14 protein-coding genes are annotated in these 14,997 nt (G+C 39.0%); 12 read left to right on the top strand and 2 right to left on the bottom strand.

Annotated features, from left to right (window positions below; all coding sequences use genetic code 11):
* Positions 1 to 176: 176 nt before the first annotated feature.
* Positions 177 to 3,107 carry a SusC/RagA family TonB-linked outer membrane protein gene (locus FGL37_RS15855; RefSeq protein ID WP_197734476.1) on the bottom strand — a complete coding sequence of 977 codons (2,931 nt, stop codon included), beginning with the start codon at positions 3,105 to 3,107 and terminating at the stop codon, positions 177 to 179.
* A 450-nt stretch (positions 3,108 to 3,557) separates the two neighbouring features.
* Here FGL37_RS15855 and FGL37_RS15860 point away from each other — a divergent pair, with 450 nt between their 5' ends.
* From FGL37_RS15860 to FGL37_RS15920, 12 genes are all read left to right on the top strand, one after another.
* Positions 3,558 to 4,823, top strand: coding sequence for a site-specific integrase (locus tag FGL37_RS15860; RefSeq protein ID WP_028069049.1), 1,266 nt, complete (start codon positions 3,558 to 3,560; stop codon positions 4,821 to 4,823).
* 159 nt (positions 4,824 to 4,982) lie between these two features.
* A complete protein-coding gene (locus FGL37_RS15865) occupies positions 4,983 to 6,371 on the top strand; it encodes a hypothetical protein (protein WP_028069048.1) in 1,389 nt (462 codons plus the stop codon).
* Position 6,372: 1 nt separating this feature from the next.
* Positions 6,373 to 7,248 (top strand): DUF4238 domain-containing protein, encoded by an 876-nt coding sequence (locus FGL37_RS15870; protein ID WP_028069047.1) that lies wholly within the window; start codon positions 6,373 to 6,375, stop codon positions 7,246 to 7,248.
* 673 nt (positions 7,249 to 7,921) lie between these two features.
* Positions 7,922 to 8,314: a single-stranded DNA-binding protein gene (locus FGL37_RS15875; protein WP_028069046.1), complete on the top strand. Its 393-nt coding sequence runs from the start codon at positions 7,922 to 7,924 to the stop codon at positions 8,312 to 8,314.
* Between the two features lie 44 nt (positions 8,315 to 8,358).
* Entirely contained in the window at positions 8,359 to 9,432 is a 1,074-nt protein-coding gene (locus FGL37_RS15880; protein ID WP_028069045.1) for a DUF932 domain-containing protein, read from the top strand.
* A gap of 52 nt (positions 9,433 to 9,484) precedes the next feature.
* Positions 9,485 to 9,868, top strand: coding sequence for a hypothetical protein (locus FGL37_RS25765; protein ID WP_232048717.1), 384 nt, complete (start codon positions 9,485 to 9,487; stop codon positions 9,866 to 9,868).
* 16 nt (positions 9,869 to 9,884) lie between these two features.
* Complete coding sequence (locus tag FGL37_RS15890; RefSeq protein ID WP_028069043.1) at positions 9,885 to 10,223, top strand: hypothetical protein; 339 nt, start codon at positions 9,885 to 9,887, stop codon at positions 10,221 to 10,223.
* 221 nt (positions 10,224 to 10,444) lie between these two features.
* A complete protein-coding gene (locus tag FGL37_RS15900) occupies positions 10,445 to 11,044 on the top strand; it encodes a PRTRC system protein E (protein ID WP_028069041.1) in 600 nt (199 codons plus the stop codon).
* A 26-nt stretch (positions 11,045 to 11,070) separates the two neighbouring features.
* Positions 11,071 to 11,289, top strand: coding sequence for a PRTRC system protein C (locus FGL37_RS15905; protein WP_002978317.1), 219 nt, complete (start codon positions 11,071 to 11,073; stop codon positions 11,287 to 11,289).
* Positions 11,290 to 11,306: 17 nt separating this feature from the next.
* Positions 11,307 to 12,461 (top strand): hypothetical protein, encoded by a 1,155-nt coding sequence (locus FGL37_RS15910; RefSeq protein ID WP_028069040.1) that lies wholly within the window; start codon positions 11,307 to 11,309, stop codon positions 12,459 to 12,461.
* A 10-nt stretch (positions 12,462 to 12,471) separates the two neighbouring features.
* Positions 12,472 to 13,197, top strand: a complete 726-nt coding sequence (locus FGL37_RS15915) for a PRTRC system protein B (protein WP_028069039.1) — start codon at positions 12,472 to 12,474, stop codon at positions 13,195 to 13,197.
* On the top strand, positions 13,197 to 14,003 hold the full coding sequence (locus tag FGL37_RS15920; protein ID WP_028069038.1) for a PRTRC system ThiF family protein: 807 nt from the start codon (positions 13,197 to 13,199) through the stop codon (positions 14,001 to 14,003). The genes FGL37_RS15915 and FGL37_RS15920 overlap by 1 nt, the downstream gene beginning before the upstream one ends.
* A gap of 362 nt (positions 14,004 to 14,365) precedes the next feature.
* Here the strand turns inward: FGL37_RS15920 and FGL37_RS15925 are convergent, their stop codons facing one another.
* Positions 14,366 to 14,743, bottom strand: a complete 378-nt coding sequence (locus FGL37_RS15925; RefSeq protein ID WP_028069037.1) for a Fur family transcriptional regulator — start codon at positions 14,741 to 14,743, stop codon at positions 14,366 to 14,368.
* Positions 14,744 to 14,997 lie beyond the last annotated feature (254 nt).

The following is a 14,997-nucleotide window of genomic DNA, read 5'->3' on the forward strand; positions in this document are numbered from 1 at the left end:
TTTAAATATTAAAACTGCATATTAAGTCCAACTAAGAAGTTGCGTGTTGTCGGATAGGCTGAAAGTTCAATACCTGATGTTAGATTTGGGCTGCCATCACCTGCAAGTTCTGGAGAGAATCCACTATATTTGGTAAACATAAATGGATTTTGTGCCGTCACGTAAAGACGTAATTTTTATTTTGTACTATAAAGCCTATTAAATGTATACCCTAGGGTGATATTGTTTATGCGAAAATAGCTGCCGGATTCCAGAAAGTAATTTGAAGCCCATATTGCCCGCTCGGCCCCCGGATGTACATTCGTAGATCCTGGCCCTGTCCAACGGTTTTCAAAGGTCGAGAGTGCAATGTTCTCTCCGCCATCTATACGTGTGCTTTTCATCCCGTTGTATATTTTATTGCCTGCCACGCCATATCCAGAAACATTGAAGTCAATCGCTTTATAATTAATGCCAAGATTGATGCCATAGGTGGAGCTTGGAATGAACGAACCAAAGAACTTTTTATCGCGTGTATCGATTACACCATCACCATTTTGATCTTTATATTTTAGATATCCTGGCTTAGCCGGCCCAAAAGAAGGATGGCTTGCGACATCGTTTTCATCCTGATACACACCAATGGATTCAAACATCCACCAAGCATAAATTGGTTGTCCGACACGTAGTTGTTTGGTGATTTCGCCATTGTTTAAACTACCACCGGTTGCGCCGTCAAAGGTATGAACAACTTCTGTTACCTTGTTGTTGTTATAAGCGTAGTTGACCCCTACAGAATAGCTAAATTCTGGTGATATTGTCTTGTTCCAATTTAACGTAACTTCGACCCCTTGATTAACTACTTTAGCTCCATGTGCATAATAGTTCTTTTCGTCAGGTGAGGAATATATGGGCGTTACATCTAAGATCGTATTAGTATTTTTCTTGTGATAATAATCCACAGATCCGGACAGATTATTAAATAATGTGAAGTCAATTCCGGCGCCAGCCTCTTTGGTGATCTCCCAGCTTAGGTCAACTGGGGGTGTCCCCTTGGCACTTCCATAAACCATGTTCTGCTCTGGACCGAAGACGTAGTTATAATTAGAGCTTACTGGACTAGAAAATATATTAAAGACATTTAATGGAATGTTCTGATTTCCTAAGTGCCCATAGTTAGCTCGTACTTTAAAAAAACTAATCCAATTGACGTCCTTCATGAACTGTTCATTGGAAGCTGTCCAACCTATGCCAAAGGAAGGGAAAGTGCCCCAATATTTGCCTGTATTTCGGAACACGCTTGATGCATCTCGACGTAGCGTTGCTGTCACGTAATAACGACTATCATAGTTGTACTGAACTCTTCCAAAATAAGAAGCTAATGCACGTGGCGTGTAATAGGTTTGACGCGTGATGAGCTGATATTCATCCGACGCTAAGTCGATATTCCAATACTGCTCCTTTCCGGGGACATTGTAGCCTGTTTGACTGTTCATACTGTTGATATCATATTTTTCACGTGACATTCCCAGAACAGCTTCGAGATTATGCTTGTCAAATGTCTTATTAAATGTTAAAAACGTTTCCCAAGACCATCTGAACTGTTCGAGATTTTCGTATTTCAGACTATTATCAGCAAAAGTGACATTTCCCGGTTTACCCTTGGCTTTTTCTTCATAGAAATTAGCCTCCGTTTTTAAAGGGTTTGCTTGCAGCCAATTGTCTTTTATATCAGTAAAAACACGCTGCTTTGAATAAAATTTATTAGCACCGATGCGTGAATTCAGTTTCAGATAGTCTGTAATTTTGAATTCTCCTTCAAAACTTCCTTGAAGCCTTAAGGTGTTTAGGCGTTCGTTTTGTCTTAGTACTTCATAAACCGGATTTCCTATGGAGTTTAAATTTCCAATCTTCTGGCCGGAACTCCCTTCTATACCTACTAAACCCGTTGATTGATTAACGCGTCCAATACCATATCGACCATTGGAGTATTGTAGGGGGACCAACGGGGATTGTTTATAGGCTGTAGTAAACGCACTATTAGGTTTTGGGGTTGAGGTGGTTAAAGTCAGATTTAGATTTTGTGAGAACTTTAGCCGATTGTTCAGAAATTTGTAAACGTTGTTATTACGAATAGTATTCCGCACATATTTAGAGCCTTCAAGGATCCCGTTTTCAGTGTAGTTGTTTGCCGAAACGAAATAGTCGATTTTTTCTGAACCACCCGCTATATTTATAGCATTATTAAATACAGTTCCCGTTTTAATAAGTTCGTCATACCAATCCGTTTCAAATGGTTGATTTGGTTTTAGTGACCACTCCTTTATCCCCAATGACGACAAATTTTCATTGAAATACGTCCTAAACTGTTCTCCGTTGGCCATCTTAACGCGGTTGAGGATTTTCTTCATACCCGCGTAACTTTCATAATTGATATTAACCGATCCAGCTTTACCTTTTTTTGTTGTAACAATGATAACACCGTTTGCTGCTCTCAATCCGTAAATTGAAGCTGAAGAGGCATCTTTCAGAACATCCATAGATTCGATATCGGAAGGGCTGATATTGTTGATATCATCTTGTGCAATACCGTCCACGATATATAGTGGATTACGTCCGGATAAAGCTGTTCCTAAACCCCTGATAATAACATTCGGTGATGAGCCTGGCGCTTCGTTGGCAACGATATTTAAGCCGGCTGCTTTGCCTTGTATGGACTGCATGGCCGACATCGCCGGTTGTTTGGTAATATCGGATGATTTTAACGAGCTAATAGAACCTGTTAGATCAGCCTTCTTTTGTGTACCGTAGCCGATGACAACAACTTCTTCAAGCGCCTTATTTTCGTTCTCTAAAAAGACACTAAGCTGCGTTTGGTTTCCGATGTAGACCGTCTGTGTCCGATAGCCCAGAAAGTTGAATACTAACGAATCAGTCGGAGCAGCACTGATCTGAAATTTCCCCGTTGCATCTGTTTTTGTAGATACAGCCTTTCCTTTGATACTGACAGTGACGCCCGGCATGGATATCATGCTGGTGCCATCTTTGACTACTCCCTGGATGGAAGTTTGCCCATAGGCAACTGAAACGACCATGGATGTCAGAAATAATGCGGATAGATTCCTCATATCGTAAAGTTTTGGTGTTTGTTTAAAAAAATTCATTGGTTATTCCCACAGCAAATATGTTGATGTAGTATAAGTTTGCCAAAATTTAACATTTGCACATCACTACTACACAAAATATGCGGTTTCTCAGCTGATAATTTGTTTGCTTGTAATTTATTTGTTATTAGATTTTTATGTTATTTTTTTGAAAAAAAACTTTAGATAAAAGTAAAAGTAAGCAAAACGGTTAAAACTGTTACTAAACAGTAGTTTATAAAATAGCAGTCTTTGTTTGGAAGTCGGTGTCTGATAGGTTTGGGGCTTAAATAGGCAGGGTTAGGTTACTAAATCATTACCTGTTTTAAATTAATAGACGTAAATATAAGTGATTATATTTCAGTCTTTTGCACCTCTTTTCATATTCCCTTGTAACTCATAAAAAATTAATTTTAAACATTAAATCTTTGAGTTATGGAGCGTGAGAAAAGATCCACTTTCAAGTTATTGTTCTACTTGAAAAAGAACGAACCTAAGAAAAACGGAAATGTCCCTGTTATGGGCCGTATTACCATTGATGGAACTCCGAAAACATTTGGAACCAAATTAGAAATCAATCCTGAGACGTGGGACTTAAAACACGGTCGTGTTTTGGGAAAGAGCAATCTGGCAACCGACATCAACCAGAAACTCGATAAAATACGCGTTCGCATCAACAAAATCTATGAAGACATGATGAAAGATGATGGCTTTGCGACCTCACAAAAAGTAAAGCTGTCTTTCCTTGGTGTGGGTGTTATGGAAGACGCTATCTTAAGGGTATTTAAAGAGCAAAATGAAGATTTTGAAAAAATGGTTTCAAAAGGAAAGCGATCACAGAACACTTACAATAAATACAAGACAGTATTCAATCACCTTTCCGAATTTATCAAAGAGCGATACCATAGAGATGATATGGCCTTTAGGGAGTTAACAGGTGATTTTATTCGTGAATTTGATTTTTTTCTTCGCATTGATAAGGAATGTACACACAATACGGTTTGGGTTTATACGATGCCTGTTATTGCCTTGGCTGATCTAGCAATTAAAAAAGGCCTAATAAAACAAAATCCTTTTGAAGATTATGAAATCAGTATGCAAGAAATTGATCGTAGCTATCTCCTAAAGGAAAATGTAGAAAAGCTCATGTTATTGAAGCTTTCTAAACCTAAATACGAACTTGTAAAAGACCTTTTTATTTTCAGTTGTTTTACTGGCCTTTCATACATTGACATTAAGAAGCTGAAATGGAGTAACATCCAATCTTTCTTTGATGGCCATCAATGGATCATTAGCAGGAGGAAGAAATCTGACGTTTCTTCAAATGTCAGACTTCTGGAAATCCCCAAACGTATTATAGAAAAATACCGGGGGTTAACCAGGAATGATTATGTATTTCCTATGCCCTCAAACGCAACCTGCAATAGCCATGTTGCTAAACTTATTAAGGAGGCTGAGATTGTTACTGAGCAGAAAGTTACCTTCCATACCGCACGTCATACATTCGCTACAATGTTTCTAACTGAAGGTGTACCCCTTGAAAGCCTTAGCAAAATGATGGGTCATAAAAATATTTCGACCACACAAATCTATGCAAAGATTACAAGCCAGAAAATCAGTAAGGATATGGATTTGGTATCTCATAAATTTGCTGGAATGGAAGCTGCCTTTATTGACATGGAAAGTGATGTTCTTGTTTAGAGCCATTGTTTTGGTATAAATTGAAGCAGGATTAAGTCCTGCTTTTTTATTTGCCATTTCATGATGTAATACTGCATTAAGTTCGACTGATATTTTTAAATTTACATAGCTAAAGCAAATATAAACCAGCTTCTAAAGAAGATATAAAACAACGAGATAATGGAAGAAATCGACCTCACAAAAATCAAATATTATCCTGATAGATTTTATATCTGTTTAGACGGTTTTGATATTGAAAATCTAACGGATTTCCTAACCGACCTGCAAATTGGTCAACATCAATCCATATTCATTCACGAATATTATCATTACCTTACCAACATAGCTACATTGCCTGGCATTCGTCAGTTTTGCCTGAATTTTTGCGACAGGTTTCGTGCATCAACCATTTTAACGGCCACCGAAGGAATCAATGCGTATCCCATCAACACAAACACTTTTCAAAGCTGTAAGAACATGGTAGATTATTGGAACGATGCAGTTGCAACATTTTCCGAAGATGATATTGATTATAAAGTTGTAGAGGATACAAATAACGCAACGAATAAAAAATTCGGGATTGCATCCATAGAAAAGACTCACCGGTCAATGGAAGTTATTGTAGGTGGAGTGCAACATACGGGGGAAAGACACTTTATTACCATACATACTACAGGTCTTATCAATATACATAGCTTTAACCTGACATTTGGTGCTATTGACGAATTTTTAAGTTCCGCAATCGATGAATACCTTTTTGAAAATGACCTATCGGATATAAATCCGAGTATGCTCAGTCAAAGGCCTTTTTATCCATATTGCTTTTTTAACGAAATCCTTTCATTTTATGGAATGAAAAGACCTTCAGCATTTGAAAAAATTCTTATTGCATACTTTGCCCTGAACTCATCAAATCCCCCGGTAGTCCTTATCGAAATATTGGAAAAATTAAGAGATGGTGGTTATGAGCCATTTCAGGAAAACCCAGAGACATATTTACTATCTAATTTCTCGGAAACACTGCAGTACAACGACGTACTCAATAACATAAAGTATTTTGCTGACCTAACATCCCAGCAAGGACGCATCCATATATCACAGGCATTAAAATATTATTACGATAAATTTTACGTGGCGCAGAAAGTAAAGGAAAATGATTTCTTTTTCTTTGTCAGACCATTCTTTGTTTCGGACGAAAACACGATCAAATACAAACAGAAATTCCTTCTGGAACTTTCGAGGATAATAAACCTCTTTACGCCGCCTCTTATACTTAAAGACAAGCAGTTTTTTTTCATCGATAAGCTTACGACCTTTGGTGAAGCAACTGTGTTGATATTGGCTACTTACGAAATTTTTGAAAGCCTGCGAACAAACCGTATTGCATCAAGACCGGCATACCAAAAGGCTAAGTACACCTTTCCTGATAGAGATCCTGATTGTGATAATTTTGAAAAGTTCACGCCGCCGCCAATTAATGGTATAGCATTCAGGCTGGCTCTTAATGAGCTGAACCTGTATGGCCTGTATCTTCAGGAGTTGGAAAATCTAAAACAGACTAATAGCTAGTATGGGTATTTCCAAGAGACATCACTATATCCCGCAATTCCTCATAAAGCGATTTGCTGACAAAGACAATATGCTTTATCTCTACGACAAGGAGAAACAGGCTTTTGCAAAAGAAAAAAGAAGTCCCAAATCTGTCTTTTTCGAAATGAACAGAAATACCTGGTACTTTGAAGGAACGCCTAATGACAACATGGAAAAACTCTATGCCGAACTTGATGAGAAATTTTCAAAAGATATAGTAGAAATATCACGTACAGGCATTATTACTGAAGAGGCGTTAACATCCATATTGGTCATGGCATCATCCATGAAATGGCGATTACCATCAAATGATGATCTCTTTGATGCCAAACATAAAGAATACCCTTATGATAAACTCCCTATCAACATTGTAATCAAAAGGGAGGATGGTTCCGACCACAAGGAAGCATTGGAATATCTAATGAACTCAGAATTATTTAAACAAACAAAAAAATTGATCTTTCCCTTTCTTCCTTTCTATGACAACCTTAACATCAGTAAAGAAAAATTACTGCAGGTACACCGCAATAGTTATGTAAATACCAATCCCAACATCAAATCAATTCTTGGCGATGCCCCATTGATAGAAAGCGACACTAATAATCTTGAAGATTTTGGCAATTTCATATTACCACTTAGTAGCAGCGAAACATTTATTTGCAATGATTCGCAGACAAAACGTGTTCAGAATATTGCATTCTATCTTAATAAGGATTTAGCAATGTTCCATCAGGCTAAAAAATATGTCGTAAGTAATGATATAGAGTATCTTAAGCAGATTATAGATGCTTATTCCCAGCTTCAAGCTAATGGGCAGGTAGAAATAATATCCCGCTACTTGTTTCGGTTAGCCTAAGTAGCACAATCATAACATTTAAAGGCGGACAGTTCTGATCCGTCTTTTTTTATGAACATACTTATTACTTAAAGCACATTCACTTCTACGGAACACTCCTATTGCCATGAAGAAGCTTTGAAAGAACGTATCGATCAATCAAAAAAATCTTTACTTCTATCCCCAACAACATTTTCCATTACCGTTTAGGTAGCTTCCTAGACCAAAATACTTCTAAACAGCAAAAGGTCTTTAAAAAATTCTGTTACCTAAAAATGCAGATTTTGTAATCACTTAGACCATTTCCCAATGCCTTTTCCATAGGCTTCCACAGTGCTTTTTATTCAAGAACCGGTATGCTGGTTTTGTCCCATTTCAAGAGCAAAGGTATGATCGTGTTCTTAACCCAGAAACAAGGTCATGGCCCTTGGGTTTGACAAAAAATCTCCACCCATGCGGGTTGTATTTGTTTGACAAAACCTTGTTTCTGCTAAACACTAACCTTTTATGCTCGTGAAACGAAACAAAGCATACTCCGGCTCTTTAGACGAATAAAAAAAATGTCAGTAATGGAAAAATACAGCATTGGAAATGGTAACAGAGTGAAACGAAACTTCAGCACCTCCTCTCATTACCGAATAAATCTAAAAAAAACAAATCAGAACAAATTTCATAACGCAAAAAAGTAGAAATCATGAACATCACAGGAAGACTGACAAAGGATGCGGATGTACGCACAACGTCACAGGACAGACAAGTAGTAAACTTTTCGATAGCGACAAACGACAGCTACCGAAACAAACAGGGCGAGCGCATAGAGCAAACGACCTATTTCGACTGCTCCTATTGGATAAGCCCGAAAGTAGCCAAGATACTAACCAAAGGCACTTTGGTGGAACTCACAGGCAGGGTAAGTGCAAGAGCGTGGACAGGCAATGACGGCGAAGCACACGCAGGACTGAATTTCCATACCTCAAACATCAAACTGCACGGAGGTAGCAAGAAATCAGAAACCGTACAAGCTACTGCACAAACGGCAGGTAACAGTACAGCGGGACAAGGCACAGAGGATGATCTCCCATTTTAACAACAAGTATTCAATCATTTTTTAACATCAAAATTTTAAGCATCATGGCACATAATATCAATTTCAACGAGAGAACAGGACGTTATTCATTCTTTAGCGTACAACAAAAAGCGTGGCACGGTTTGGGGCAAATTGTAGAACAATACCCAACAAGCGAGGAAGCTATCAAGTATGCAGGGTTAGATTATGAAGTCGTAAAATCCCCACTGTTTACCAAAGGTTCGGGTATTATCGAAACTTCGGGCGGTATCGAGATAGGCAGTAGCGAATTGGAAGTACCTAACTATTTCGCCAACATACGCGCAGATAACAATGCAGTATTGGGCGTAGTGGGTAAAGATTACCATATCGTACAGAACCGTGAAGCCTTTAATTTCTTTGATGCCATTGTAGGCGGTGGCGAGGGAATTTTATACGAAACCGCAGGAGCGTTAGGCAACGGAGAACGCATTTTTATCACAGCCAAACTGCCCGACTATATCCGTGTAGGCAATGGCGATGATGTAACGGAAAAGTACATTTTCCTAACCACTTCGCACGATGGTAGCGGAAGTATTACAGCCGCATTTACTCCTATCAGGATTGTATGCCAAAATACGCTGAATGCCTCCTTACGTAGTATGACCAACGTAGTCCGTATAAAACATACTTCGGGAGCAAAACAACGTATTGAGAACGCTCACAAGATTATGGGACTTGCCAACACGTTGAGCAACCAATTAGAGGGCATTTTCAACGAGTGGACAAAAGTAAAAGTATCAGACCGAGAAGTAAAAAAGCTAATCCAATTGGCACTTTGCCCCAACAAGGAAACACTTGACCTACTCAAAAAAGGTGCAGAGGATGAAGTATCGACCGTATTTAAAAATGTGGTTGATGATGCTTTTAGCTATGCGATGATAAGCGACACACAACAAATGGACACGACCAAAGGTACATTGTTCGGAGCGTACAACGCTGTGACAGGCTACTATCAGAACGTAAGAAACTACAAGAACGATGAAGCCAAGCTACAGAGTATTGTATTGGGTGGTACTGCTCAACTCAAATCACAGAAAGCATTTGAATTGTGCACCGCATTTGCTTTGAACGGTGCGGAAATCCTAAATCTTAACTAAGTAACCACAGGCTACCGCCTTAATCGGTGGTAGCCTACTATAAACAACAGCTATGACAAAGGAAACCTATAAAGCAACGCTGAAACACGACACAGGCACGGTAACGCTGACAGTGGTATCACTAAGTGGAAAACAGGGAGCTATACAGCAGATAAAAACCGCAGAGGGTTGCCCCGAATGTGCCATTGCAGATATAGTGCAGATTGATAAAAATACAATACAGGATGAAATGAAAGCAAAGACGATAGAGGAAGCCAAAAGTTTGGCCAAAGGCAAGAGCCTTGAAAAGCAATACAAAGCTGAAGCGATATACATCATCTATTGCAACAGAACCAAGTATTTCTATATAGATACCGACAGCCTTATACGGCTATGGGAACAGCTGATAGGTTACTATGAAAATGGAACTTATACCGCTGAGAAATCACAGTCATAACCTTAAAGCAAATGCAATGGAAACTAAAGTAATAGCTACAAAGTTTGTTCGCCACGATGTTCCCGAATTGAAATCCCTGCAAAATGCAAAAGTCTATCTATTGAGGGAAAAATTAAATAAAGGCGAAAAGATGAACAGAGCCGAAAAGAATTGGCTTGCCGAAGCCGTAAACAGAAATGCTTTTTTTAAAAGAGCCATTCCCTTGCAAGGTTATCGGTTCGGGTTTGAAGATGTGCTAAAAACCTATGTGGTAAAACAGTTCGGCAATTGGGCAGAATACAATGCTCCCGATAAAACGAGCCTTAGAAGCATTGTTTACGGCAGGATTGACCAGATAGCAGAAATCAGTAAATAACAATCAGACCAGTAATGAAAATAACAGATTTACACGGTTGCGAAATTGAAGTAACCGACCTAAGGGAAGCTATCAAGACAGCTAAAAGGAACACAGGCTACAGTCACGTGGACAAAAGTTTCTCAGAGTTCGATAAAAGGCAAAAAGCCTATTGGACGGACATACACGAGAAATTGACAGCAATAAAAAAACGAATAGCAAACAATTAAAATTTCAGAACGATGAACAGCAATTTTTTCAATCAGATACAGCAGTTGGACTTTACAGGAGTATTGCAACTGAACATTTCCAAAGGAGCAGAAAACAACCTTATCGTATCGGTTCTGCTCAACAACGAGCAGTGCGGAGATAACGCCAAAAACCTAATTCCCCCATTGACATTTAACGCCACGCCCCAGGAGTTTGACGAGGGATTTTTTCAGCAGATATCAGCACCTATCCAAACCATTTCGGGTGTAATGGTCGATATGGATAAATTCCTTAAACAAATGGAAATAGTAAAGCAGCAATCGGCAATGGAAAAAGAAAAAACCGAGAAGGCGAAAAAGGAAAAGGAAGCCAAAGACAAGAAGTTTAAAGACGGAATGGCAAAGGCTGACGAATTGGAGAAAGAGGGCAAATTCCGTGAAGCGTGGATGAAAGTTCCCGATATAGCGGAGTTTCCCGAAAAAGCAGACGAGATACGCAAACGTAAAACATCATTGTCCGACAAGTTTGCCACACCAAACCTTTTCGGAGCAATGGAAGAAGCAACACCCGAACCGCCACAGGTGGCAGAAGTTATAGCCGATTATCCTATAGATGAAACAGACGAAGAATAAAGTGTAAATCCCAAAATCGAAAAGTCATGTTATTAGCAACGCAATTAGAACGAGTTTTTATACTCAAAGATAAAGGACAGGACATCAGACTGACCGACCCCGAACCACGTTGGAGCGTGGAAGCCGTAATGAATTTTTACGCCAATATGTACCCGATACTCACAACCGCAAAAGCATCTGCACCACAGATAAAAGATGATGCGGTAGAATACAAATTTGAGAGCGTAATGGGAACGAAAGGTTGAACCAAATATTTAAAGCAATGAACTATGCACAAACATATCCTATCGGGAACTATCACAATACCCGAACAGCAACGACAACGGCAATTGCACCGTCAGTTAAACGAGTTCGCCAATTGGATGCAAAAGCCAAAAGATGCAAGCGAAGTACGGAAAGACAAACGCAAATCAGTACCGACAGCAATGTTGCCAATGGTTTTCTAAACTGCACGTTTCTACCTAAACTGAAAGAAACAAAAACCGTACAGGCTTGCAGGAAATCGGATAAAACGGAAAGGGATTTTTTTCAGTCCCTTTCCAAACTTGCCGAGCATTACCAAATTGAACCTATGCACAGTAAACAATTTTCATATCCCTACAATATGGCATTGGCAATGTCGGATATGGAAGAAAAACTAAAACAAAAGGTATTGGATTGGGAAGAAATCCGTTTAGTACAGGACAGTAAGAAAACCTATTTTGTAAGTGAAGAACGCTACAATACGGGAGCAACACTATTTTATATTCCCGTTGCTTCCCTATACCGAATGTTGCACAATCCCAAACGAAAAACAAACGCTCACTTACTATTGTCCGTTTGTGCCTATCTCTATCATATAGCCGATATTCCTTATTATAGACAGGAAGCAAGCTATCTGTATTGGATGTATGAAATGATGAACGATTGGGTTGAACAGGACGACTATACTGACGAAACGGAGGTTTATCTTTCGGAAATCAAACAAGCCGAATACATCGGGGATTATATGGAACAGCGGATTTATAACCGCATTAATCTGACCGTATTTGAACAGCGTATAAATGGGTTTAAAGTTAAAGATGATATTGACGGAGAATGTTTGAGCGTAGCAAAAGAAGCCTTTGCCCTCTATCAGACCTACCCGAATGAAAACGTATTCCGCAATGCCAAACCTAACGGAGAAGCATCAGAGGAAGATATGGAAAACATTATCGGAATGGAAAAATACATATCCTTCTACGCAGACCACAAAGGTTGGCTAAATGAAACGCTCATAGAATCGGTTAACAACGAAATACAGGAATATGGACAAATGGAAGAACCCATTATCCAAAAACAGTTTGACGGCAGGGATATAACTACCAATAACCTTTGTTTTGAAAACCGATTGTTTGAACTACTGCACAAGCTAAGTGATATTTTACACACCTTTTAAAATTGGAATTATGGAAACGGTAAATGATATAACAAAGGATTTTGGCACATTGTACCATCCAAAATCCGCTTTGGTATTCTACGAAACCAAAGGAAACAATACCGATGTATATGTAGAGCATTTTGATATGGATAAAAACGGCAATCCTATCAACGCCCACCCATTGACAGTAAGGGAAGCTAGTGTATTGGCAAAGGCACTCAACACCGAACAGGAAAAGAACAGAGCCTTTCTGAAATCAAACGGAATATTGCCTACCAACATTCTGCACATCAATCCCAATGCAAATAAGGGAGCGGTAATTTGGTACAGCAAAGCACAGCAACGGCAATTGTATTTTGTGGATAGTCTGCACATTCCAAGCGGAAAAGCACAAGTACCGCCAATGCTTTGGAAAGCGAGTAAAAACAGTTTGAGTGTGTTTGCCCTTGCAAGCGATCGAAGACCAACAGAAAAAACAACGCTGTATCATACACCATATTTCAATATATACGAAGACGGTAAAGTCTGTATGGGAACGGTAAGTGTAGATATTAAAAAATCCGCTTCGGTGGAAGAATTTATACAGGCTTGGGAATACTATTTTTTCAATTCCTATTTCAGCCATTTATTAGGTAACCACAATCCGATAAAAGGAAATTGCGTAGACCTTTGGAAAGACCTTATTAACACAGATAAAAATTTTCCAAAAGAAGTATTGAAAACAAATAACAAAACCCTCAAAAATCTATTATAATGGAAACAGTAAAAACAGCAGTCCATTTTACGGACAACTATTTGATAAGTCCTACCAACCCGATAGAAGTCAATTTGATTGGTGCAGGTGGCACAGGCTCAAAGGTGCTGACCGCCTTAATGGAAATGGGCCATAGCCTAACGGAATTGGGACACGCAGGTTTACAGGTGCGTTTATGGGACGATGATATTATTACGGAAGCCAATTTGGGAAGACAGCGATTTGCCCCAAGTGAAACAGGATTGTACAAATCAGTAGCCTTGATAAACCGTGTCAATCGGTTTATGGGAACAAATTGGAAAGCCGAAACCCAAAAGTTTGAACATAATGTGTTGGGTAGATTGCCCGAAAATGCAAAGGCAACGATATACATTACTTGTGTAGATAATGTACAGGCAAGATTTGACATTGCCGAAATGCTCAAAGCTATGAGCAAACGCAGAACCAACCGTGATGAGCCTAAGTATTGGTTAGACTTTGGTAACAGCCAACAGACAGGACAAGTCATCCTATCCACTATCGGAGAGATTAAACAACCCAACTCCGAGAAATACGAAACCGTGGCAAGCCTGCCAATGGTTACGGATGAATTTGGCGAGTTGCTCAAGACATCCGAACAGTCGGACGATACGCCAAGTTGCAGTTTAGCAGAAGCATTAGAAAAGCAGGATTTGTATATCAATGCGACATTGGCTCAAATGGGTTGCTCATTACTTTGGTCTATGTTCCGTTATGGAATGACCGAAAACAGGGGGTTCTTTCTTAATCTGAAGAATTTTCATACCCAACCCCTAAAAGTCGCCTGACCCGAAAAGTCGGGCGGCAAAAAGACACTCCCTCCCGATGGTCGGGGCAGCCTTTTTGCATCTAAGCGGTGCAACCACTTTGCCAAAATGTACCACTCCGCATATTCCTTTCTTTGCATTTTAGCAAATAGGTTGTTACGTCTTTAATGGGATATTTATTATCCCTTCATTGTTTTAGCAGACTTCTTTTCTTTCTACACGGCGACCAAAGAAAAGAAGCAAAAGAACGCCGCCTGATTAGGGGTCATTTTTGCCATACTATCTGTGTAACGATGGGCTTAATTATAAAATGTACTGGTTTATAAACATACAGAAGCAGTAAGACATCAATCTTCAATGAAAGCAACTTTATTAACGCTTTGCTACAAAGAACAATCTTTACATGTTCCCATAAGTATGCAGTTCACACTTTCTATACGGTAGCCAGCATCTAAAGGTAGATTGACTGGCATAGCCAGGCACTCTATAGTCTGGCATTTTGAGCATTGGAAATGAAAATGATTATCTGTAAACTTATTCTCATCGAATTTCATACGTGCAGCAAAATATTGCTTTCCGTCTTCGGCTACAATTCTGTGTGCTAAGCCGTCTTCGCAAAAGCGGTTAAGGACCCTGTAAATTGTAGCCCGGTCTATTTCGACATCTATTTTCTGCTCAATTGCTTCACGACTCAGGGCTTTTCCGGCACTAACCAATAAATCAAGTACGGCATGTTTTGAGGGTGTATTTCTACGATTCATTTCTGATATTTTCAATAGCAAATTTAATGCAAATAAATCGCATTAAATTATTGCAATGGTGTCGCAACAATTGAAATCTTTCTTACATTTACCTAAAATAGAGTTTTCGAAGCAATATCATTTTGGCAAAAATCCACAACGCTAAATTGCTTGACTACTTCCTGCTTATATCAGATGCAAAAATGTAGGCAGTAATATGGCTGAAACTTTAGAAACATGTTTCTTAAAGATACAAGTTTACACTTTGTTATTAT

The sequence above is a fragment of the Sphingobacterium thalpophilum genome (assembly GCF_901482695.1).
Lineage (GTDB): Bacteria > Bacteroidota > Bacteroidia > Sphingobacteriales > Sphingobacteriaceae > Sphingobacterium > Sphingobacterium thalpophilum.

Bases quoted from the DNA above. Each gene is read 5' to 3' on its own strand.
- FGL37_RS15855 (WP_197734476.1), bottom strand. From the start codon at position 3,107: ATGAGGAATCTATCCGCATTATTTCTGACATCCATGGTCGTTTCAGTT.
- FGL37_RS15860 (WP_028069049.1), top strand. From the start codon at position 3,558: ATGGAGCGTGAGAAAAGATCCACTTTCAAGTTATTGTTCTACTTGAAA.
- FGL37_RS15865 (WP_028069048.1), top strand. From the start codon at position 4,983: ATGGAAGAAATCGACCTCACAAAAATCAAATATTATCCTGATAGATTT.
- FGL37_RS15870 (WP_028069047.1), top strand. From the start codon at position 6,373: ATGGGTATTTCCAAGAGACATCACTATATCCCGCAATTCCTCATAAAG.
- FGL37_RS15875 (WP_028069046.1), top strand. From the start codon at position 7,922: ATGAACATCACAGGAAGACTGACAAAGGATGCGGATGTACGCACAACG.
- FGL37_RS15880 (WP_028069045.1), top strand. From the start codon at position 8,359: ATGGCACATAATATCAATTTCAACGAGAGAACAGGACGTTATTCATTC.
- FGL37_RS25765 (WP_232048717.1), top strand. From the start codon at position 9,485: ATGACAAAGGAAACCTATAAAGCAACGCTGAAACACGACACAGGCACG.
- FGL37_RS15890 (WP_028069043.1), top strand. From the start codon at position 9,885: ATGGAAACTAAAGTAATAGCTACAAAGTTTGTTCGCCACGATGTTCCC.
- FGL37_RS15900 (WP_028069041.1), top strand. From the start codon at position 10,445: ATGAACAGCAATTTTTTCAATCAGATACAGCAGTTGGACTTTACAGGA.
- FGL37_RS15905 (WP_002978317.1), top strand. From the start codon at position 11,071: ATGTTATTAGCAACGCAATTAGAACGAGTTTTTATACTCAAAGATAAA.
- FGL37_RS15910 (WP_028069040.1), top strand. From the start codon at position 11,307: ATGAACTATGCACAAACATATCCTATCGGGAACTATCACAATACCCGA.
- FGL37_RS15915 (WP_028069039.1), top strand. From the start codon at position 12,472: ATGGAAACGGTAAATGATATAACAAAGGATTTTGGCACATTGTACCAT.
- FGL37_RS15920 (WP_028069038.1), top strand. From the start codon at position 13,197: ATGGAAACAGTAAAAACAGCAGTCCATTTTACGGACAACTATTTGATA.
- FGL37_RS15925 (WP_028069037.1), bottom strand. From the start codon at position 14,743: ATGAATCGTAGAAATACACCCTCAAAACATGCCGTACTTGATTTATTG.